The 23,323-nt window shown below is 46.4% G+C and carries 10 protein-coding genes; all 10 read right to left on the bottom strand.

Annotation, left to right across the window (positions count from 1 at the left end):
- Positions 1 to 276, bottom strand: a 276-nt coding sequence (locus tag L1D50_RS03195) for a hypothetical protein (RefSeq protein ID WP_239965502.1), incomplete at its 3' end; no start/stop codon positions are given.
- Between the two features lie 9 nt (positions 277 to 285).
- Entirely contained in the window at positions 286 to 1,161 is an 876-nt protein-coding gene (locus L1D50_RS03200) for an ABC transporter ATP-binding protein (protein WP_239965503.1), read from the bottom strand.
- Between the two features lie 23 nt (positions 1,162 to 1,184).
- Positions 1,185 to 2,015: an ABC transporter ATP-binding protein gene (locus L1D50_RS03205; protein ID WP_239965504.1), complete on the bottom strand. Its 831-nt coding sequence runs from the start codon at positions 2,013 to 2,015 to the stop codon at positions 1,185 to 1,187.
- An 8-nt stretch (positions 2,016 to 2,023) separates the two neighbouring features.
- Positions 2,024 to 3,097, bottom strand: a complete 1,074-nt coding sequence (locus tag L1D50_RS03210; RefSeq protein ID WP_239965505.1) for an iron ABC transporter permease — start codon at positions 3,095 to 3,097, stop codon at positions 2,024 to 2,026.
- Complete coding sequence (locus tag L1D50_RS03215; protein WP_161568675.1) at positions 3,094 to 4,041, bottom strand: iron ABC transporter permease; 948 nt, start codon at positions 4,039 to 4,041, stop codon at positions 3,094 to 3,096. The genes L1D50_RS03210 and L1D50_RS03215 overlap by 4 nt, the downstream gene beginning before the upstream one ends.
- An 85-nt stretch (positions 4,042 to 4,126) precedes the next feature.
- Positions 4,127 to 5,083 carry an ABC transporter substrate-binding protein gene (locus L1D50_RS03220; protein ID WP_239965506.1) on the bottom strand — a complete coding sequence of 319 codons (957 nt, stop codon included), beginning with the start codon at positions 5,081 to 5,083 and terminating at the stop codon, positions 4,127 to 4,129.
- A gap of 182 nt (positions 5,084 to 5,265) precedes the next feature.
- The gene (locus L1D50_RS03225) at positions 5,266 to 6,048 is read right to left on the bottom strand and encodes an alpha/beta fold hydrolase (RefSeq protein ID WP_239965507.1); all 783 of its coding nucleotides are present in this window, start codon (positions 6,046 to 6,048) and stop codon (positions 5,266 to 5,268) included.
- A complete protein-coding gene (locus tag L1D50_RS03230; RefSeq protein ID WP_239965508.1) occupies positions 6,041 to 10,570 on the bottom strand; it encodes a non-ribosomal peptide synthetase in 4,530 nt (1,509 codons plus the stop codon). The genes L1D50_RS03225 and L1D50_RS03230 overlap by 8 nt, the downstream gene beginning before the upstream one ends.
- Positions 10,567 to 20,316: a non-ribosomal peptide synthetase gene (locus tag L1D50_RS03235; protein WP_239965509.1), complete on the bottom strand. Its 9,750-nt coding sequence runs from the start codon at positions 20,314 to 20,316 to the stop codon at positions 10,567 to 10,569. Before L1D50_RS03235 ends, L1D50_RS03230 begins: the two co-directional genes overlap by 4 nt.
- Before the next feature lie 3 nt (positions 20,317 to 20,319).
- Entirely contained in the window at positions 20,320 to 23,316 is a 2,997-nt protein-coding gene (locus tag L1D50_RS23530) for a salicylate synthase (protein ID WP_138523955.1), read from the bottom strand.
- Positions 23,317 to 23,323: the final 7 nt, after the last annotated feature.

The following is a 23,323-nucleotide window of genomic DNA, read 5'->3' on the forward strand; positions in this document are numbered from 1 at the left end:
ATATAAATAGTCTGCAGTTTTAGAATTAAGATCCCTGAGTAATGTTGGGACTACCAGTGCGCTACCCACCGTGGCAGCCCAAAATGTGTAGTACATAAACAAGTAGTAGATTGCATATGGCGAGTTGCGTGCAACCCTGCCACTTTGCATCAGTGCATCCCACTCACCGCCTAACATTTCTCGGTAGCCCATGGCAATCATGGCTATTAAACAACCCCATGTGGCTACGGAGCGTAGTCGATATTTTAACTCAAACAAAAAACTTGTGAAAAACATACATGCTCCTTAAACCGCAAGTTCAGGGACGTAGCTGAAGTAAAAGTCTTCTAGGTCCGCTGTGCTTTGAATAAAGCTTGCGGTGGGTGCGGTTTCGCTTTGAATAGTGGCTTGGATGTTACCTTTGACGATGCGCGTTGAAATCACTTTGTAATTGTCTCGTAGTGTTTTCAACTCATTTCTTGATACTGATTTGTGCCAAATCTGGTGCTTTATTGAGGCGACGAGCTCATCGGGCTTGCCGCGTGAAAGTAGCGTTCCTTGGTTGAGGATCCCCATATCATCACAAAGGTTAGTGACGTCTCCTACAATATGTGTGGAGAGGATCACGATGGCACTGTCAGTGAGTTGGTGCAAAATACTATAAAAGCGGTTGCGCTCCGCAGGGTCTAGTCCCGCGGTTGGTTCATCAACAATGATGACCTTAGGGTTGGTCAATAAAACTTGTGCTATACCAAAACGCTGCCGCATACCACCTGAGTATGTATCTACCGCCTTATGACAATGCTCTGTGAGGTTAACTAGTTCCAACAATTCATTAATTCTATTTTTTCGTTCCTTGGCATTGTGAATACCCTTTAAACGAGCGAAATAGTCCAGCATATCGGTGGCGGATGCATTAGCATAAACACCAAAATCCTGAGGCAAGTAGCCCAGCTGGCGACGAAACTCAGCAGGGGTTGCGAAGATATCTTGTCCATCAAAATATATTTTGCCACTGTCGGGCGTTTGTAGGGTGGCAATGGTGCGCATAATGCTGCTTTTACCAGCTCCGTTGGGACCAAGCAGGCCGAACATACCCTTGTTTATGGTTAAATTGATATCTTTTAGTGCATGAACACCGTTTGCATACGTTTTTGATACGTCACGAATTTCTAATTCCATTTCACTAGCTTCTGTTGTTGATTTTAGATTGGGGCACTGCGCAGTGGCGCCGCTGAGTTAGAGGTAAATTGATCCACTGTTCCAATTGGCAAGCACAGCGGCTTAGTTATCTGGCCATAGCACTGAGACACAATTGCAACATCAATATTGAACAGCCGTTTAATGATTGGCTCTGTGACGACTTGTTGCGGTGTGCCATCAGCTATTATCGAGCCATTTTTAAGAGCGATAATTCGGTCACTGAATTGACTGGCTTGATTGATATCGTGTAGCACCATCACAATGGTTTTGTGTTCATGAATTTGTAGCTGTTTGAGTAAGTCTAAAAGCTGAAACTGATGACCTAAGTCTAGATAAGTCGTAGGTTCGTCTAAGAGTAAAATTTCAGATTGCTGTGCTAAGGCCATCGCTAACCATGCTCTTTGACGCTCACCACCAGATAAATGCTGTAACGGCTTATGTTGCAACGCTTCAAGTTTGGTCTTTTTGAGCGCCCAAGTAATGGCATCCTGATCTTGTTGCGATAATGTCTTGAACATTCCTAAATAGGGAAACCGACCATGGCCAACAAGCTGTTTAACGAGCATACCACTTGGAGCTTGTGGACTTTGGCCAAGTAATGCGAGTTTTTTTGCTAGCGTTTTAGGGGACCATTGGTGAAGCGGCTGTTGCTCCAAAGAGATAGTCCCTTGATGTGGTTGAATAAGTCCGCCAAGTAGTTTAAGTAAGGTGGACTTACCACTGCCATTAGGACCGACAATTGCGGTGATCTGATGACGTGCGATGGAGACAGACAAGTCTTTTAGCGCAGGTCTATGTTGGTAATGTAAGGTTATTTGATCTGCATTTAACATGATAAATCCTAATTTTGGCGGCGGATCAATAACAGCAAGATGGGAATACCCATCAAGGTGGTTAGCGTGCCTGTGGGGATCTCCAAAGGAGAGATGAGCGTTCGGCTTGCAATATCTGCCGCCAGCGTTAACGAGGCTCCAGCTAACATGCAGACTGCCATCAGGTGGGGGAGGCTGGTACCCAAGCCGAATCGGTTAAGAAGCACTTTGGCGAAATGGGGTACAATTAAACCTACGAATCCGAGTGGGCCCGAGATTGCGGTGGCGCTGGCCGCCAATGCCACCGCTATCAATAAGCTGATTAAACGCCACCTAGTGACGTTTAGCCCTAAGGTTCGTGCGGCATCGCTATCTAATTGCAGTATCGACAAGTACTTTAATAATGCGAAGCAACCAAGTACGCCGATAAATGTCCAAGGAAGAAGCAAAAACACGTGGCTAAAGTCTCTGCCATACAGACTACCTGCTAACCAAATCAAACTGGTTTCTGTACGATTTCCTCCCCATGCCAAAATGGCCCACATAACTAGAGCATTTAGCACCGCGCCTATTGCGACCCCGTTAAGTGCCAATTGATTCGGCTGTAGTTGCTGTCGCCAACTAAGTTTCAAAACCAAAGCAGTGGCCAACACCCCACCGAGCAATGCTACAACGGGAAGCCAAGCAAAGTTAAAAATGAAATCACTGAAGCCGAATACATGAAGTTGAATATAATCCACCACAAGTAAGCAAAGTACGATGGCTAAACTCGCGCCACCATTGACCCCTAAGATACTTGGGTCGGCAAGAGGATTGCGGATCACGGCTTGTAAAATTAGTCCAGCCAGCGCGAAATGGATCCCAACCAACATGGCTAACAGTGAGCGAGGTAAACGTAGTTGCCATAGGATGTTTGAATCAGTACTTTGTGGTATTGAGGTAATCAGTATCTGCCAAACAGATAGTATCGATAGTGGCACAGACCCCATACATAGCGCGGTAAAAAATAAGCAAATAAGTAGCGCGATGAGTGAGGTTAATAGACCATAAAAAGGCCAAGGCTTAATTTCTCGGCAAGCGTATATCGTCATTGTTCGATTCATATAGACGCCTGCTGATAGCGAGATTGGATGAGCCAAACTAAGCTTGGTCCGCCAAACAGCACGCATAGTATACCCACAGGGATCTCCTGATAATTTGCCAATAAGTCGGAAAGACTGACAAGCACAGCGCCGCTTAGTGCGCTGCCAAATAAGACATAGCGGTACTCATAAGCCAGGTGCTTGGGCAGTAAAGTGCGGCACAGGTGAGGGGCAACCAGCCCTACAAAAGCGATGGGGCCTGTAACAGCTACGGTGGCAGAAGTTAGCACTACGGCAACAGTGAGCGTTTGAATACGCCAGCGCTTTACATTTCCCCCAATACTTTTTACGACATCGCTATCGAGTTGTAAAATGGTGAGCGGGCGGGCTAACAGTGCACATAAAATAACACCGAGTAATGCGATAGGAGCCAATAACGACACATGCTGCCAAGTGCGATTTGCAACGCTGCCAAGCAACCAATAAAACAACCCTCTAGTGTCAGTGCTTACCGAGATTAGTAGCAAAGTTGTTGCGGCGGCGCAAAACAGAGAAACGCATAAACCAGATAGAATAAGATTCACAGGCTCTAGTTTCTGTTTCCAAGAAAGCCATAATGTGACTGACATCGCCAAAGCACCGCCAAATATACCCGCTATAAATTGGAAGTAGGTACTTAAACCGGTAAAAGTGAGAACCAGTACAATAGCCAATGCGGCACCAGAGGAGACGCCAACGAGGCTTGGGGATGCGAGCTCATTTTGTGTTACTGCCTGAATAATGGCTCCTGCTATGCCAAGTGTTATACCTGCAATGATGGCCAATGTTAAACGAGGTAGTCTCAGCTCCCAAACGACAAAACTAGCCTGTGACTTTGATGGGTCAATAAGTACTGACCAAACTTCCTGTAATGTGAGCTGATAGTCGCCGATTGTTAAAGACAGCAGTAGACTGAGTAGTAACATACACACACCGAATAGAAATAAGCCAGTGGGTGTTGTAGCGACGCGAAGTCTTTCTAAGTAAATCATAGCGTGCTTACATTACCTGCTATAAATGACCAAATTGCATTGGTGTGGCCCGTGCTTTATTGGCCAGATCGCTTGGGGGGGCAAATTGCTCAGGGTGCAATAGGTGCGCTAATTCTTGTAAGATGAGCTTTCTTGCAATTGGGCCATGGGGCATCACGTAATGGTCTGCAACTCGGTAGGCGCGGCCATTGGTAACGGCTTTGAGTTGCTTCCAAACTGGATGTGATTTAAAGGGCCCAGGTTCGCCTTTGAAGGAAATAATTACATCAGGGTTAAGCTTTAATAACGACTCCATCGAAATCGGGGCGGAATCAAGCTTTTTTAAGTCCGGCTGTGGAGAGGTGCCGACGCTATTTTTACCTTTGAGAGTCGCCATCATTTCAACGGTAAAGTGATGGTCGTAAAATGCATAAGGTACATCTGACCAATGCCACAAAAACACCACAGATTGTGCTTTTAGAGGTGCAGCTGCAAAATGCTTGAGCTGCTCTGCAAATACTCGATTTAATTCAGCACCTTCTGCTTCCTTGCCCAGCGCTTTAGCCGCAGAGATTATTGCCCGATCTGAGTCGGATTTGGTGACCAAGTCATAAGCTAAAAAGGGACTGATCTCCTCAAATTTGGCTTCAAATGGTTCGGTGTAGGTACGCAGTCCGATGGTGAGATCGGGTTTTAGCGCAGTCAACACTTCCAAGTTCGTCTCATGAATTTCACCAAGATCTAGCATATGTTTAGTTTGCTCACCGAGGTAGGGTGACATCTGATGATTGAGTGTTGAGATCGCTACAGCCTGCATACCTAGAGCACTGAGTAAATCAGCACCAAATACTGAGACAGCGGCAACCTTTTTGGGTGAAGTGTTAATAGTAACAAGTTTGTCGCGGTCATCTTTCACTACGACAGGAAACTGAGCATTAACGCTGAGAGACGATAATGTTGATAAACATGCACAAAATAGCAATATGAAGCGACGCATTAGCGTTTCCTTGCGAATAATTGAGTTGGTTTAATAGGTACATTTTGCAATGCTTAAAAACCCAGCACTACCCAAATCGGATTTGTAATCCCCAAAAGAGATAATTTTTAACAGCGCTGGAAGAAGGAGCTGGGGGGCAGCTCCTAGTTTGAACAAACTTTACCCTCAAGGGGGATTGGTTACTAAGGAGCACACAACCATGTTTTTTGCACTGGGAACAGCGTGCCCAAATGGGTCAAAATAGCCTCGACATGAGTGGCTAAGTAGAAATGGCCACCTTCGTAGACCTTAATATTGATGGGCTGACTACTCACTTGTTGCCAAGCTTGGGCTTCTTCATAGGTGAGTTCGGTATCAGTTGACCCGAGCATCACGGTGATTGGGTATTGCAATTTTGGTGCATTGAGGTTTGGTTTATAAGTCTCAATTAACTGGTAATCATTGCGCAGCAACGGCAACATCATTTCTAGCAGCTCTGGAAGGGCATTGAGATCAACCTCCGTACCATTAAGACGTTTAAGCTCATTAAGCATGACTTCATCAGGGGCTTTGTGTACTTCGGTCGCATGGTGGCAACTAGGCCCTTCAACAGCAGACACCACCAGTTGAGTTGGAGGCGGGTAGCGATAGGCCTGAATGCGCATGGCAAGTTCGTAAGCGATACCGCCGCCCATACTATGTCCAAACAAGATATAAGGCTTGTTGAGTATTGCTTTAAGACCTGTGGCCAAGTTGCTGACCAAACGATCCATGTTCGAAATCAAAGGCTCAGCCATGCGGTTTTCACGACCTGGGTATTGTACAACCACGACTTCTAAATCTGAGTCGGCGATATTAGCCCACTGACGAAAGTAGCTTGCACTGCCCCCTGCATGAGGCAAAATGATTAACCGTTTAGAGGCATTGGGGCGTGCTTTAAAAATGCGGTAACACGCACTGTTGTTGGTGTATGTGGTATTAAGCATTGTTGTACTTCTGTGTAAGTGGCTTTAGGTAATCGCGGCTGACCGCAAAGTTTGGGAGACTGAATTGGGCCAATATGGATTTTAGGTTATCTGTGGCGTATTGGTGGTGACCACCTGAGTCCATACCTTGCTTGAAGTAAAGCTCAACAAAGCTGCGCACAAAGTTGTCATTGAGTTTGTCTTTCCATGTTATAAAATCAAGTGGTTGAATATCGCAACCGAGTTCGTTAAACCAATTATAGATCTGTGCAACATCGGTACTTTGGTCTGACACTAGGTGGAAGTTACTGTTTTGGCCCGTCGCACCTTTCACTATGGCCGTGATGCAGGTTGCCACATAGTCTACGGGAACAATGTTTACCGCCAGCTCGGACGCAGGATAGGCGTGAATATTCAAGCAAGCACGATAAAATTTTAAGAATGCATCATCATTAATAAAGGGTGTTTCTGTGGTTGCCCAAGTGATGGTTCCGGGACGTAAAATATTGACTGGTACGCCGTGTCTTCTCGCTTCAGTAAATAAGGTTTCAGCCATAATTTTTGACTGCTCATACGTTAACTCCACTTCACGCCATGGCACCACCTGGGTATGTTCTACCACAGGCTGAGGTACATCACTTGGTAACGCGTGGTGTACTCCGATAGTAGAAATATAATGCACTGGCTTCACTTGATGCGAGCTTGCTAAGCGGATAATTTCACGGGCGCCTTCGACGTTGGTTGGGTAAAGAGCAGAAAGCGGATCCATGAGGTTAATGATCGATGCATTGTGAACTATCACATCCACTTGTGCACTTAGAGCTTGATAGTCTGTATTGCTTAAACCAAAGTAAGGCTCGGACATCGTACCGCTGATTATCTGAATACGCTCGTGAGCTATAGCTGTAGGCAGGCCTTTTTCTGCTGCGGCCTGCTCCAAGCGCGAGAATCCATGCTGAATATCATCACAGCGCATCAAGCATAGAATACGATAATCCGTAGTATCCAATATTTCGCGCAAAACATAGCTACCCAAATACCCCGTGCTGCCAGTCAATAATAGGGTTTTTGGCTCGGAATTCGAATCATACGGTAGGGCATCAGCAAGGCCTTCGAGTGCTTCAGTAGCCATGCTGTTTAAATCAATGCTCTCAAGCCATGCTTGTTTTGCTTCATTTGCTTTTGCCAGTGCTTCGGACATTTCGCTGAATACGGCGTGATTGAAAATCAGGTCAATATCTGCATCAAAGCCTGCTGCTAGAAATGCGCTTAGCAGGTTGATGGCATTTAAGCTGGTACCACCAAGTTGGAAAAAATCATCGTGGCGCGATACCTCCGTCACGTTGAGTAAATCACGCCAGATTTGCGCCACAGTTCGCTCAACATGATTGTCAAATGGTGCTTCATATTGTGTTGTCAGTTGCTGCTGTAATTGCGTCAATTGTACTTTAAGCTGTTTTCTATCAACTTTACTGTTCTGACTAAGAGGAAGTGTGTCTAAGGTAAAGAAATGCGTCGGTAACATGTATTTAGGCAACTTGTCATTAAGTAAGGTGCCCAACTCACTGAAGATGATTTCGCTATTGGTTACTTCTTTGACAACCAGTGCCGCAGCTAAGTTACCATCAGTAGATAGATTGACCACCGCGACGTCTTTTACAGCTGGGTGTGCGGCAATAGTTGACTCTATTTCGCCCAACTCAATACGATGACCATTGATTTTGACTTGGCCATCTTCGCGCCCTTGAATGGCAATGATGCCGTCATCCATAATGCAGCCTAAATCGCCAGAGCGATAAAGCCTTTCACCTGTTTGTGGATGTTTAATAAATAGCTCAGCAGTTTTTTGTTTATCGTTTAAATACCCTAATGCCAAACCATCACCTGCAATATACATTTCGCCGGTGACCCAAGTTGGGCAAGGCTCTAGTCGGTCATTTAAAATGTGAATTTGGTGGTTCGCTAGTGGCTTACCATATGGTACTGAAGCAGCATCATCCGCGATGTCTTTGACAGTGTGCTGGACACACCAAATCGCAGTTTCTGTAGGGCCACCTTGGCTGTTCAGGTCAATATGAGGCAGTTGTTGGATTACTTGCTTTGCAAGTTGGACAGGGATCCAATCGCCAGAAAGCATGGCCAGCCTAAGTGTACTGAGCGTCTGATCTTCCGCCCATGGCAAACTGGTCATCAGCATTTGCATTTGCGCAGGCACCGAATTCCACAGACTGACTTGGTGCTTGGCGATCACTTGATGCCAGTGGTTTGGATCTCCCCGTAGCTCTTGAGCTGGTAATACCAGAGTCGCCCCTGCTGAGAGAGTGCCAAAGATATCCCAAACTGAGAGATCAAAGCCGTAGCTCACCAGTCCTAAGGTTTTATCTTTCGGGTTGACATCATACAGGCGATTAATTTCCAGCACGGTATTCAGTGCTGCGCCGTGCGATAGCTGCACCCCTTTTGGCTGACCTGTCGTACCGGAGGTGTATATTACATAAGCTGGCGCTTCGACAAAAATTTGCTGCTGTCGACGTTGCGTGAATATTTCCAATAAACCTTGAAGGTCCTGCTGCGGAATAGCCGGTAGTAATTGATCAAATGCAATAACAGTGACATCAGAGCCAAAGTCTAGGTTAGCATATTGCAACTCTGTGAGTACGATTTTGGCGCCTGAGTTAGCGATGATTGATTGCTGGCGAGCAAGCGGGTGTTTTGCCTCAATAGGCACATACACACAATCGGCAAACAATACTGCAAACACTGCTGCAATTTGTTGTGTGCTTTTGTCTGATACGATTGCAATATGGTCGTTCGGTTTTACCGAGTCGACAAAGGTGAGCCTGATTTGAAGTGCCAACTGTGCAAGTTGTTGGTAACTCATTTCGCCGTTTTGGTCGATCACCGCAATTTGATCTGGGGTATCTAGAACATGTCGTGCAAATCCAGAGTGCAAATATCCTCTAGCTTGTTCTGTTTTGGTGTCGTTTAGCGCGGTGATGTGTACTTGCGTTTGCTTTGGTAAACTCACCGGGCTGGTGGACTGCCATAGTGCTTCATTATTAGCCAGCTCGTGTAATAGTTCACAAAATGCTTGATGTGCTTGCTCAATCACACCGGCTTGGAAAATCCCTTGACGGATATCCCAATCTACGATCAGCTCTCCATTGCGCTCCGTTGCTTGACAATCAAGCCAGACTTGCGGCGTTTGAGTAATTCCGTAACGCAACTGTGCATCATGCATAAATTGGTTGCTGTCTAACTCATCACCTGATAAACCAAGGGTGCTAGTATAGACAATTGGTACTATGGTATTGCTTTGCTGTATTTGGTTCATAGCTCGTAATACTTCAACGCCAGTAAAGTCACTGTGTTCCAAATCACGCCAAAGTTGTTGCTGTAACTGACTTGCCCGCTTGGCGAAACCCGCTTGCGGATCTGGCGATACCCCTAGCACGTTTACTGCGATAAAGTCGCCAACCACGCCACGGACATCTGGGTGCACATTGGCGCGATTCAACATAGTGAGGTTTAAACAAAAATTAGGATGGCGAGACCAGCGTCCAATTACTTCTGTAAATGCGGCTAATACAAGGCTAGAAGGTGTTAGTTTGTGTCTTGCTGCTCGCTCGCCAAGGCGCTGCCAAAGGGTGGGATCTAACTTAAAATTCAAGCGAGAAAACGCGACGTTTTCCTCGTTGCCCGTACTTTTTGCTCTCGGTAGCTCGGGCGGGGCTGGTAGCGTTTTAATGCGCTCTAGCCAATAGGCTTTGTGCTGTTCATAGCGCTGTGCTGTTTTAGGGTGCTCTAACAAGGCTTTGCGTGCAATGACAATATCTCGGTACGAAATCCCCAAAGGCGCAAGAGCACGCTCTGGATGGTTATATAATTCACCGAGTTCGGCGAGCATAATTTGAATGCTAGCAAAATCGGCGATAAGTAAGTCGATAGAAAAATGTAGAATTGACCCTTCACCGGTTTGGCTAAGGTGTAAATCATATTGTGGCCATTTATCCGGTTGATAGTGGCGGTGAGCCAACTGTTCACGCAGGTCTAATAGTTTTTGCTGACGAGTTTGCTGGTCAAGCGCTGCAAACTCATGCACGCGGATCGCTTTTGGCGTAACCTGTGCGATAATTTGTTGAGTACCATCAAGGTTGATAATAGCGCGCAGCATATCGTGGCGCTCAACTAACTTGTGCCAAGCCGTTTGCAGGCGTTTTGCATCAATATTCGGTAGGTCCAACTCAATGTAACTATGGCAGCCAACACCACCATACTCAACGGCATTGTTACGGCCTACTAAGTAAGCAACCTGTAAATCGGTTAGCGGAAACGGCTGATAGCGGTCTGCATAGTTAGGCTCTATAGCTGCCATTACAGGGTCGCTTAAATAGTCGATAAGCGCTGCCTTATTGTCTTGTAATTGTGTTTTTAGTGCTGGTGTCAATACTCCAGCAGGGGCCTTAAATTTTAAGTTGCCTTGATCGGCCCACAGGTAAACGCCGCGGCTTTCAAAGTCAGCGATAATACTGGCGATGGTCATATTGTACCCTCTTCAAATAGTTCATCGGTATCACAGGTTGTGTCGCCTAGATCACGCCAAGCTTGAGTTATAGCAGCAGCGAAGCTGGCAATACTTGGGGCGCTAAATAGTGCTGTAAGTGACACAGATGTTGGAATAATGTGTTGTTGTTGCAGTGTTTGGATAAGCTGTGTTGCGCTTAAGCTATCACCACCGATGGCAAAAAAGTCGTCGTGACGAGAGAGCTGAGGGCGCTTTAAAAGTGATTGCCAGATTTTTGCAAGTTGTTCTTCAAGCTCACCTTCAGGCGCCTCGAACTCAGCTTGCATTAGCTCCAATGCCATAAATTCATTGAGCAATTGCTTTCGGTCAATTTTACCGTTGGCGCTTAGCGGTAATGTCTCAAGTTCTACTAAATGGCTGGGCACCATGTATTCTGGAAGTTGCTGTTCCAGTTGTGCAGTAATTACCTGTGTATCTAACGTAGCTTGGGCTTCCTTAACAAAGGCGGCAACGAGCTTTTTCGGCTCACCAATTGTTAGTGCAACACCGCGACTTAAGCCTTTAACCTGAGCCAAGGCGGCGTCGATTTCACCGAGCTCAATGCGATGTCCGCGCACCTTAACTTGGTGATCAATTCGGCCTAAAAACTCGAGGTTGCCATCCGGCCAGTAACGACCACGGTCACCAGTGCGGTACCAACGCTTACCATCGGCCATCACAAAGCGCTGATCCGTTAATTTTTTATCTCCTCGATAGGCAGTGGCAAGGCCCACGCCTCCGATCCATAGTTCACCTGCAACCCAATCTGGACAATCACGGCCACATGGGTCTACTACACGATATGTTTGGTTCGGGAGCGGTTTACCGTATGGAATAGATGACCAATGTTCTGGCAGCTCACCTTTTACCTCACAGCTGTTTGACCAAATGGCTGCTTCAGTGGCACCACCCATGGCAATTAATGGGATCTGTGAGTGAGTCTTGGCTTGTAATCTTGGCGGTAAATCTAGGCCAATCCAATCACCCGATAGCATCACTTGCGAAAATGGTAGTGGGCGTGCATCGTTTTCAGCGACGACCAGTAGCATGTCGAGCAATATCGGCACTGAGTTCCAAGTAGTGACATGATGTTGATGCACTAGTTCAAGCCACGTAGCTGCGTCTCTGCGGCTCGCCTCATTGAGTAATACAACACTGCCACCAACGCTCAACAAGCCAAATAGATCGTATACCGAGAGATCAAAATCTAATGCAGAAACAGCAAGTACACGGCTATTACTGTTGATAGCATAGTGGCGATTAAGCTGGTCAATGGTATTTGCAGTCGCTTGATGACACATTTCGACCCCTTTGGGTTCACCGGTAGAACCTGAGGTAAAGATCACATATGCGGGTGCATCTGTTGCTACTGTCAAGGGGGTTGCCAGCGGCGTAAAGCCCTCTGCATCCGCCACATTGAGACGAGTGACACCCTGCTCAACGTCTTGGTTGATGTGTGCTTCGTTCGTAAGTACCCAACGGATCCCCGCAGTGCGATGAATTTTCGCTTGACGGCTGGTGGGTTGATGAATACCAATTGGCACATAGCAGCCTCCGGCGGCCATAATGCCAAATACGGCAGCAACCTGATCTACCCCCCTTGGCAAGCTCACTGCCACCGCTTCACTCAGCGATAATCCTTGTTGAGTAAGTAAGTGGGCGATACGCAGTGCTTTGTCTGCCAATTGGCCATAGGTTACTATTTGCTCATCAGCGATCAGCGCAACGGTATCGGGGTGTTGACGGGCATAGTCAAACATCGCCTGATGTAAAGTACGAGGCGTTTGTTCAGCGTAGGTGCTGTTTACTCGGTCTCGCACCAACTGTTGAGATTTGGGTAATGCGTGGCTAAATGCTGTATCCGCTGAAATGGATACTTCGTCCAGTAATGTTAAGAAACGGCTAAACATATTGTCTAGCAACTCAGCTGGAAACAGTGCATCGACGGCATCCCAAGATAGAATTAGCTCGCCTTTGAATTCATACATTTGATGATCTAGCCAAACCTGTGGAGTTGCCGACAATCCGCCATCGGTAAATTGTGGTAAATCTTCATTGAAAGAGTCTGCCAGTAAGTCGTCGGCCATTCCTAATGTACTGGTAAAGACAATGGGCAATGCAGCTGCGGTGCGCCCCATAGTTCGGCTGCGCTCCCTTTGCACCCAGACAGATGAGACTGCTCGGTGATCAAGTACATCAGCAAGTTGCTCTTGCAGTTGCTTTGCATGTTGAGCAATTGTGATGTGCTCGTCAGGGTGGTAAGCAAGGGGGGCCAGAGACGTAAAATCACCAACAATACTGCCAACTTCTGGGTGTACATTTTGACGATCAAATAGGGTCAAATTTAAGGTATGTGGATGGCCACCACTATACTGACTGAGTATTTCCGCATAGGCACTCAGCACTAAAATACTTGGTGTTACATTTTGTGAGCGAGCCGCTTTTTTAATGGCTTGCCACTTGGCTTTTGGCAATCTTGCACTGCGACGAGAGAATTCGCTGTGTTCAATTTGCAGTGGATCTTGTGCCAGTGGTAGTGCTGCCGCATCCGGCAAGGTAGGCAAACGTTCTAGCCAGTATGCTTGGGCTTCATCTATTGCTTGCTGGCTATGTTGAACTTGGGTGACATAGTCTCTAAAGGTTAAGGAAAGTGGCGTTAGCTCAATATCTGGTGCTTGATATAAAGCAGCGAATTCGCGCAATAACAGCATGATGCTATAGCCGTCTAGTGTCATGTAATTAAACATCAAAGCAAGACGCGTACGCTCACTTTCACCCGCTTGATATCTCGCGACTTTAATCGTTATCGCATCATGTAAATGTTGGCTATTTTTAGTTTGCCACCATGCGTGAATTTGCGTTCGTGCTTGGTCTAAACAGGTGTAAGTCATTGGATCGATATCCAATTTTGGTATGCCGCTTTGCTGCAACACAACCTGTTGGTTACTATCGCTCACCTGGGCGCGCAACATGTCATGGCGTGCATACAGCTTTTTCCATGCAAGCATCATTCGCTCAGTATCAAGCGTTAAACTATCGAGTTCGAGTAAGTAGTGAGTGCCGCAATTAAGCGGGAAGCCCGGGGTTTGGCCTAACCAATAAGCACTTTGTACTTCAGTCAGTGCAAATGGTTCAAACTGATGTTCGGGTCTAGCTACAATTTGCTTGCACTGTGTGGCTTCATGCATCTCAAGTGTTGCTGCAAATGCACCAAGCGTTGGGTTGGCAAACAAAGTGCGTAAAGGTTGCTTGGTCGACAACCCACGGTGGGCGAGCTGAGTCAGGAATTGGGTCGCCAGGAGCGAATCGCCACCGAGTGCAAAAAAGCTGCTTTCTAGGCCAACATTGGCAACCCCCAGTAAGTCTTTCCAAAGCTGCGCAACTTGAAGTTCGTTATCTGTTTGTGGCGCTGTTACAGCCACTTCAACGCTAATTTGGTCGTCAAACTGGGTAGCAAGTTGTTTTCTATCTACCTTTCCATTAGCGCTTAGCGGCAGTGCAGCTAAGGCTAAAAAGTGACTCGGTACCATATAATCTGGCAAAGAAAGAGCAAGTTCTGTTTTTACTGCATCGAGATCCAGTTCCGTGCTTTCATCCATTACTAGTGCAGCAACCAACATTTTAGGCTCGCCAATGGTCAATGCCACTCCACGAGAAATACCTTCGATACGGGCGAGAGCCGTATCAATTTCACCCAGTTCAATACGATGACCGCGTACTTTCACTTGGTGATCTATACGCCCTAAGAACTCAAGGTTGCCATCTGGCCAGTATCTACCTCTATCGCCGGTACGATACCAACGAGTACCTTCGTGGTTGACAAAGCGCTCAGCAGTGAGCTTTTGATCTCCCCGATACGCACTAGCAAGGCCTGCACCACCTATCCAAAGCTCACCTGCAACCCAATCTGGGCAGTCGCGTCCGTAGGCATCGACGACACGGTAGGTTTGGTTCGGTAGTGGTTTACCGTAAGGAATGGAGTTCCAGTGAGCTGGAATGTCGCCCTTTACCTCACAGAAATTCGACCAAATAGCTGCTTCTGTTGCGCCACCCATAGCGATAAGTGGAACTTCGGCTTTGTTTTTGGCTTGTAAACGCGGTGGAATATCTAGGCCAATCCAATCACCTGACAACATCACTTGTTTGAAAGGCAATTGTCTGTCATCTTGCTCTGCAACGATGAGCAACATATCCAGCAGGACGGGTACAGAGTTCCAGACATTGATATTATGTTGGTGCACGAGCTGTAACCATTCGCTGGCATCGCGGCGGTTCTCATCACTGAGCAACACAACTTGCCCCCCTACACTGAGTAAGCCAAAGATATCGTATACCGACAAGTCGAAATCCACTGCAGACACCGCTAGTACGCAACTACGTTGATCAATTTTATAGAGTTGATTGAGTTGATCTATGGTGTTTGCGGTTGCCTGATGGCACATTTCCACCCCTTTTGGTTCACCGGTCGAGCCCGAGGTAAAAATAATGTATGCGTGTTGTTCTGGTGACACTCCTATAGGCTTAGCTTGTGGTGTACTTGCTGTAGCGACGTCCAACCTTATCACTGACTCGATGGATTCGACTTCTAAGTGATCACTGTTAGTAAGCACTAATCGGATCCCTGCTATACGATGTATTTTTGCCTGACGACTCGCAGGCTGATGGATCCCGATTGGCACGTAACAACCGCCCGCAGCCATAACTCCCAATATAGCTGCAATTTGATTTATGCCACGTGGCAAAGTGACTGCAACTGGTTCTGCTGGTTCGAGCTGATGCTGCTGCAATAGCGCTGCAATACAGAGCGCTTGCTCACATAGCTGTGCATAACTGACATGCGAGTTTTCAAATACCAGTGCCGTGTCGCCGGGGTTTTGCTGTGCGTGCGCAAAAATAGCATGGTGCAAAGTACGTGGTGTTTGTGGGCGTTCGGTGTGATTTACCGCGAGACGTGTATGCGCTTGTGCATCAGGTAATGGTAAGGACAACTCCTCTTCCCAGCTGCTATGACACAGCTTTTCAAGCGCACCAACATAGCTGTTGAACATGTCATCAATCATACCGGCTGGGAAAAGTGCATCCACCGCATCCCAAGATAGAATAAGTGAACCATCAAATTCGTATAATTGATGGTCAAGCCAAACTTGCGGTGTTTGTGATAAACCTCCAGGTACAATCTTAGGGAAATCGCCGTTTGAGTTTTCAAACAAGCCGCCGCCAAGGCCCAAGGTACTGGTAAACACCACAGGTAGCGCTGCTGATGTGAGTGTGCTTTGGCGAGCTTGCTCGCGCTGGATCCAAATAGAGGAAATTGCTTTGTGTTCAATAGCCTGTGCAATTTGCAGTTGCGCTTCCTGTGCTTGTACCAGTAAAGAGTCACCAATATTTTTACGAAATGCAATTGGGGTTAATGTGGTGAAGTCACCAAACACTTTATTGATATCCTCGTGCACATCTTGGCGATCAAACAGGGTTAAATTGAGCGTGTGATCACCTTCGCTCCAGCGCCTCAGGACATTGCTGTAGGCCGTTAATAGTAGTACTGAAGGGGTAATGCCATAGGATCTCGCTTTATTCTTAAGTGCTTGCCAAGTACCTGTATCGAGTTGTGCTTCGCGGCGCACAAATTCAGGCTTAGTAATACTTTGCGGGTCTTGTGCTAGTGGTAGCTGTGGCGCAGGTGGTAAGGTATTAATCTGTTCTCGCCAGTATGCTTGTGCTGCTAAATGCTCCGCATCATTGTGTTGCACTTGGACCACGTAGTCTCTAAACGAAACATTAATCTCTGGCAAGTGATAAGCGGGATCGTTATAAAGGCTTGCAAGCTGATCTAGCAGCAATTTAATACTAAATCCATCGAGCGTTAAGTAATCAAAAATGATCCCTAAACGGGTCTTATTAGCACCATAATTTACGGCGCAAATACGGTGATTAGGTAATGTCGTTGACTCATTTTGGTCGTGGCTTTGTAGCGCTTGTTGACAAATTCTACGCCAAAATTGGTGGAGATGATCCCTCGCGGCATTGGCGTGATTATTGGTTTCTGATTTCAAGCTCACTTGTGCAATAGACACCGCAGGTAAATGAGACAGCAGTTGTTGCTGACCGTCTGGTGTGATCACTGCACGCAGCATCTCATGGTGCTCAACCAGTTGGTCCCAAGCTTTTGCTATACGTTGAATATCGACATTTTCTCCCTCCAACTCTAGCAAATACAAAGTGCTGCAGTTAAGCGGTAATCCCGGTGTTTGGCCCATCCAATAAGCGCGTTGTACCTCGGTGAGCGGGAATGGCGCAAAACGATTATCTAGATCTGGCACTATTTCGAGTTTTATTACCGGTTCGGTGCTTTCTAAGCGCGCTGCGTAGGCGCTTAATTGAGGAGATGAGAATAAGTCAGGTAGTGGTTTTGGAGATGCCAAACCTTGTTGTTTAAGTTTTGCAATAAGCTGAGTCGCAATTAAGCTGTCTCCACCTAACTCGAAGAAGTGACTTTGCTGACCGATTTGCTCAACCCCCAGTAAAGACCGCCATATATTGGCAAGGCATTTTTCATTGTCTGTTTGCGGCGCGGTTAAACTCAACGCACACTGCTGCTTGGCAGCTAGCTGGTCGACTAGTGTCTTTCGGTCTATTTTACCATTGCTACTGAGTGGCAGCTGCAGTGCAAATTCGATATGGCTTGGCACCATATAATCTGGCAGTAGCTTGTGTAATTGGCGTTGTATGGCGGCGCTATCTAACGTGCTTTGAGCAGCTAAGACTACAACACTCGCTAGGCTTTTGGGCTCGCCAATCGTCACGGTTACGGCACGCTGAACACCATTAATATTGGCAAGGGCTGTATCAATTTCACCCAACTCAATACGATGCCCGCGTATTTTGACTTGATGATCGATGCGTCCTAAAAACTCTAGGTTGCCATCAGGCCAGTAACGGCCTTGGTCGCCAGTGCGATACCAACGCTCGCCATGTTGCTCAACGAAGCGTGCTGCCGTTTGTGTGCTATCACCACGATAACAAGTTGCTAGACCAATACCGCCAATCCACAGCTCACCAGGAACCCAGTCTGGGCAATCTTGCCCGTGTTTATCAACAACGCGATACTTTTGGTTTGGTAGAGGTTTACCGTATGGGATTGAGTGCCAATGCAGTGGCAGTGGTGAGCGAACCTCACAACGGTTTGACCAAATCGCTGCTTCTGTTGCGCCACCCATTGCAATAATAGGTGGATTGGTGGCGCTGATATGTTGTAGCCGAGGAGGAAGGTCCAAGCCTATCCAATCACCAGATAACATCACCTGCTCAAAGTGCAGCTGACGGCTATCTTGTTCCGCTGTGGTCAAAAGCATATCTAGTAATATCGGAACAGAGTTCCAAATAGTTACCTTGTGTTGGTGTACCAGCTCAAGCCATGCTTGTGCATCACGGCGTTGCTGCTCATCAATAACGACTAGTTGCCCGCCAACACTTAACAAACCAAAAATATCATATACAGAAAGGTCAAAATCAAGCGCTGAAACCCCGAGCACACAGCTATCTTGGTCAATTTGGTAGTCTTTATTGAGCTGATAAATGGTATTAGCAGTGGCCTGATGACTCATTTCAACCCCTTTGGGTTCACCTGTAGAGCCAGAGGTGAATATGATATAGGCGGGATTTGCAGGGTCTGTGATAACAGCTGATTCTAGTGGCTCAGCTAAAAGCGCTTGTTGAATATCAATACATTTTACTGCTGGGTCATGTTCTGGATCGTCACCAATAGCAATTGCTAGCTTGACCTCTGCGGTTCGATGGATCTTTTCTCGCCGTGATTGAGGCTGGTGAGGTCCTATAGGCACATAACAGCCTCCGGCTGCCAGTACTCCAAGTATCGCCATGATCTGCTCAGCGCTTCTGGGTAATGTTACGGCTACAGGTTCTGCACCCTTCAGCCCTTGTTGCTTCAAATAAGCGGCTATACGTAGCGCTTTTTCAGCGACGGTACGATAGCTTAACCGTTCGGTGTTGAATATTAACGCAGTCTTATCAGGGTGTACCTGAGCACCTCTAAAAAATGCTTCATGCAATGTATGTGGGGTATAAGGTGCACCGGTGTTATTCGCTGCTTTGCGTTGGATTTGCTGATACTCTGGCAGGTCAATAAGATGTGATGCGTGCCATGCACTGCTATTTGTCGCTAGGTTTTCAAGTAATGCAACATAGCTTGCAAACATGGTATCAATCAGCAACTCTGGGAAAATCTCATCCACAGCATCCCATGCTAGCATCAAACCTTCATCGACTTCATACACTTGATGGTCTAACCAAACTTGTGGTGTTTGCGAGATCATGTAGTTAAATTGACCCAATACCGTGTCTTGTTGCGACAGAAGTGGGGTGCCTAAGTTACAGGCAAATACGATAGGTGCGCTTACACCCTGTGCATAACCGTGTTTTACTAAATCGCGTTGGATTTGAACTGCGGAATAATCACAGTGTGCGACGTTTTGGTGAAATTGGCTTTGTATTGTTTTCGCATGATCAATAAAACCTTTTTCTTCACTAAAATCACAATCTAAAAGCAATAGATTGGTGAAGTCTGCGACTACGTTTTCAATACCTGGGTGCTGAGTTTTGCGATCAAAAAGTGGTAAGTTCAGCGTGAATTTCTTCTCGCCACTAAATTTGGCAAGTACGTACGCATAACTAGTAACGAGCAACATAGCGGGTGTCACTTGATACTGTTGTGCGGTATTTTTAAGCGTCTTCCACTGGTTTTGGCTCAAGGTGTGCAAACGGCGAGAAAATGTTGGTCGAGTGATGGTTCGAGGGTCGCAACGAAGGGGAAGCTGTGGACCAGAGGGGAGGGTTGCTAAACGCGTTTGCCAATAAGCTTTGTCTGCTTCAAACTTATCTTTATTTTGCGCATTTTCAAACGCTAAGTACTTTGCGAAGCTCCAGTTTGGATCAGTGTTGAGTGTACCGCCATGATAAAGCACGGCAAGATCTTTTAATAAGATATTTAAGCTCTGTACGTCAGCGATCAGTAGGTCTACATCAAAGTGGATCCGACATTTTCCTTCGGGGAGTAAACTCAATTCCAGCCCTAGGGTTTGACCATACTCAATACCTAATTTTCGATGTGATAGGCGGCTGCGAATTTGCTCTACCGCTTGAGTTGCCTCATCAAGAGTTAGTGACCTAAAGTCGTTAATTGCAAGCCCTGGTGTGGGTAGCTGTGAATGCACTTGCTGGGTACCAGACTCAGTAAACTGTGCACGTAGCATGGGATGATAGTGATAAAGTGCATGCCATGCTTGTTCGAGCCTTAAAGGATCGATATCTTTGTTGTCTACCTCCAGATAGGCGTGACAACCGACGCCACCCAGCTCTTGCTCATCTTGGCGACCAATCCAATAGGCATATTGCACGTCAGTAAGCTCAAACTCTGCGTAGGGGTCTATATCGGGTAGTTTAGGGGCTCCAATAACTTCGACATCAGTATCTGTTTGCATGCATAAAAGTGTTATCCAGTCGCTAAGAACTGGTTGTTCAATCAGTTTTGAGAAGGTTACTTTTGCGCCTTGTTTTCGCCACTGGTTGACCAAACGCATCATATGCATTGAGTCTAAGCCAAGCTCAATAAGGTTGGCATCTAGCTTGTCTTCAAGCGGTGTTTTCACAAACGCTTGTACATGTTTTAACAGCTGTTTCTTATTTAGGGGGATCTTTACCTGTGTCATGTGTTAGCTCTGCGCCTCTTCTAACGTTTTTTCATCAATTAGGTAGTTGGCGATGCAACTGAGTTTTTCGATGGTTTCTGTCAATTCACGCTCAGGCTTAGATTGGTCAATGACACCAGCGCCAGCTTGCAGCCATGTAAGGTTATTGGCGCGATAAATTGAACGCAGTACCAAAGCTGAGTCCATAAACCCGTCATTATCTACAATCATTACACAGCCGCTGTACCAATCTCTGCTATTTGGTTCAAGGCGCAATATGGCTTCTATGGCTTCGCGTTTTGGGATCCCTGACGCCGTAACTGCTGGGAAAAGCGCTTGAAATGCATGCCATGGGTTTTTACCATTACTTAGTTGACCACAAACGCGAGAGGCTAGATGTTGTACACTGCCGCGACGGCGCACAGCCATAAATTCACTTACCGCAATTGAACTGGGTTCACATATTTGCTCCAATTCTTCTTGGGCTAATTTTACTGATACAGCGTGCTCCGCTATTTCTTTAGTATCGTTAAGAAGTTCTTCTCGTAGCTGCTGCTCTTCTTGTGGCGAGTTACCAAGTGAGCGAGTACCAGCTAGGGGTTGTGTGCTGATATATCCCTTGTTGCTGGCTTCAAGTAGGGTTTCTGGGCTGAAACCTGCAATTGAAAAGTCGTTTAACTGGTAGAGGAATGAGCGTGCAGGCGAATTATGTAAACGGCCGTAGCGGAAGCTCTTATTCAAACAAATGCTGTCTGGCACATGAATACGGCGAGACAAGATCACTTTTTGATATTGCCTGTTGCAAATTTCTTCGATGGCTTTAGCAACCGATGTTTTGTATTCATCTTTATATTGCGTGTTGATCTGTGGTGTTTGTAGAGGCTTAAGTGCAGCCGCACTTTCCGTTTGTACGCATGATGTATCTGCTTTTAAAACTAATGTTTCAAGCGCTTTGAGGTCAGCCTCAGTTAACGCGCGCAGTATCGCTTTATTTGCTTCAAGGCGTACCTCTAATTCTGGCACAAATAATTGTAAAGACTTTTCATGCTCAGTGCGTGTTTGAATACCGTGAAATACGCTAGCTAGTTCAAACTTGGCTACGCCATATAACCGCCAGTTTTCGAATTGAATACTTTGCAGTGCTTGCGCCATTAGCTCAGGAAAAGGTTTGCCATTAAACTGTTTTGTTTTTTCACCTTGTTGTAAGGTTATTTCGCTGCCGTTGGAATATAGTTCAGCTACTTTGCCAAGGCCAACAGACCAAGCAGACTTACACTCGTATATGGCTTTAAATGGATGGCTGCTGAGCTCAGAAATCCTCGGTGCTAACTGCATTGAAGTTGACTGGACAGAGATGGTTTTTTCAATATAGGGTATTGGTTTTAATTGGTTCATATTGGGCTCTACATACTCATCTTCAGCACGTTTTATCAGTGCTTTTTTATTGATCTTTCCTATCGCGGTGAGTGGCCAAAAACTGAGTGAAATGATTTGATCTGGATATTTGAAGCGTGCAACTTGCTGTTCTTGCAACAGCTGATAGACCTCACTGAGGGAAACGGGCTGACTAGAAATAATGCAGGCACAACTACGTTCGCCAAGATATGCGTCTGGTACGGGTACTAATATGGCTTCATCAATATAGGGGTGGGAGAGCAGTCGTTGTTCTATTTCTGCGACAGCGATTTTTTCTCCTGCTCGGTTAATCTGTTCTTTGATCCGCCCTTCAACAATTAGGTTACCAGCTTGGTTCACACGCACTAAATCACCCGTACGGTAAAAGCCATCGGTGGTAAAGGCTGTTTGGTTATGTGCTTGTGCTTTGTAGTAACCTGCGATGGTATAAGGACCTTTGGTTTGTAGCTCACCAACGTCACCTTGCGCTACGGGGTTATCTTGTTCGTCAACAATGCGTACTTTATCAAAGTCACAAAGTGGGCGGCCTTGGGTATGCACCACTTCATTTAACGGGTCATCCAAGCGGGTGAAGCACAGTAACCCCTCGGCCATACCAAACACCTGTTGTAGTTGACAACCAAGTACATCGGGCACTTGTATCGCTTGCTCGGCGGTGAACTTAGCACCACCCACTTGTAGCAGTTGCAGGCTACTTATATCGGTGTCATCCCATTGTTTAGCCTCAAGCCATAGTTTTGTTAAAGCGGGTACCAAAGCGGTGTGAGTAACTTTGTGTTGTTCTATAAGTGGAAACGCTTCGTCTGGCCCAGGCGTTGGACATAGCACCACCGTTCCACCCTGACAAAGTGTGCCAATGATCCCGGGGCATGCTAAAGGGAAATTATGGGCGATTGGTAAAACCGCTAAATAAGTGGTTTGCTCATTAAATTGACATAGCTCGGCAGAAGCCTTGGCATTGAAGTAATAATCATTGTGGCTGCGTGGAATAAGTTTAGGTGTACCTGTGGTGCCACCAGAAAGCAACATGAGAGCTGTGGATGTTGGATCGATATTAGAAACCTGCATGTACTCGGTACTGTCTAACTGAGAAAGGGATGTATATGGAGTGGAGGTTGGTGTATCACTCGCGACCAAGATATGCTCAATACTTGAACATGCGGACACAATACGTTGGGCCATAGCAATATAGTCGTGCCCCAAATAACTGCTTGGTACTATGTATGCCACAGGGTTACTGAGCTCACACAACGCTGCAATATCGGACTCTCGCTGCGCAGGCATGGCCAAAATTGGAATGACACCTAATTGGAACAGTGCGAAGCAACTAATTATAAAATCGAGAGAATTGGGCAGTTGCATCATAACGTGGTCGCCCGCTTTTAAGCCTATATTGCGAAACCCAGCGCTGCGCGTTATCACGCGTTGCTCAAACTGAGCGTATGTGAGTTCCGTTTCATCTTCTATCAGGGCGACGTTATCTGAAAATTGAGACCGCCAATCGGCGACAAGGGAACCGAGACTTTGTTGCTGCCAAATATTCTCTTCAATATAGAGGTCTTGCTCAGCCTTCGGCCGGACTGGCGTATCAATTGTTGTTTTCACTATTATT

Origin of the sequence: Pseudoalteromonas sp. Isolate6 (assembly GCF_022398435.1) — a bacterium.
GTDB classification, from domain to species: Bacteria; Pseudomonadota; Gammaproteobacteria; order Enterobacterales; family Alteromonadaceae; genus Pseudoalteromonas; species Pseudoalteromonas galatheae.

Excerpts from the sequence above, each read along its gene's own strand:
- L1D50_RS03200 (WP_239965503.1), bottom strand. The coding sequence starts at position 1,161 with ATGGAATTAGAAATTCGTGACGTATCAAAAACGTATGCAAACGGTGTT.
- L1D50_RS03205 (WP_239965504.1), bottom strand. The coding sequence starts at position 2,015 with ATGTTAAATGCAGATCAAATAACCTTACATTACCAACATAGACCTGCG.
- L1D50_RS03210 (WP_239965505.1), bottom strand. The coding sequence starts at position 3,097 with ATGAATCGAACAATGACGATATACGCTTGCCGAGAAATTAAGCCTTGG.
- L1D50_RS03215 (WP_161568675.1), bottom strand. The coding sequence starts at position 4,041 with ATGTTACTACTCAGTCTACTGCTGTCTTTAACAATCGGCGACTATCAG.
- L1D50_RS03220 (WP_239965506.1), bottom strand. The coding sequence starts at position 5,083 with ATGCGTCGCTTCATATTGCTATTTTGTGCATGTTTATCAACATTATCG.
- L1D50_RS03225 (WP_239965507.1), bottom strand. The coding sequence starts at position 6,048 with ATGCTTAATACCACATACACCAACAACAGTGCGTGTTACCGCATTTTT.
- L1D50_RS03230 (WP_239965508.1), bottom strand. The coding sequence starts at position 10,570 with ATGACCATCGCCAGTATTATCGCTGACTTTGAAAGCCGCGGCGTTTAC.
- L1D50_RS03235 (WP_239965509.1), bottom strand. The coding sequence starts at position 20,316 with ATGACACAGGTAAAGATCCCCCTAAATAAGAAACAGCTGTTAAAACAT.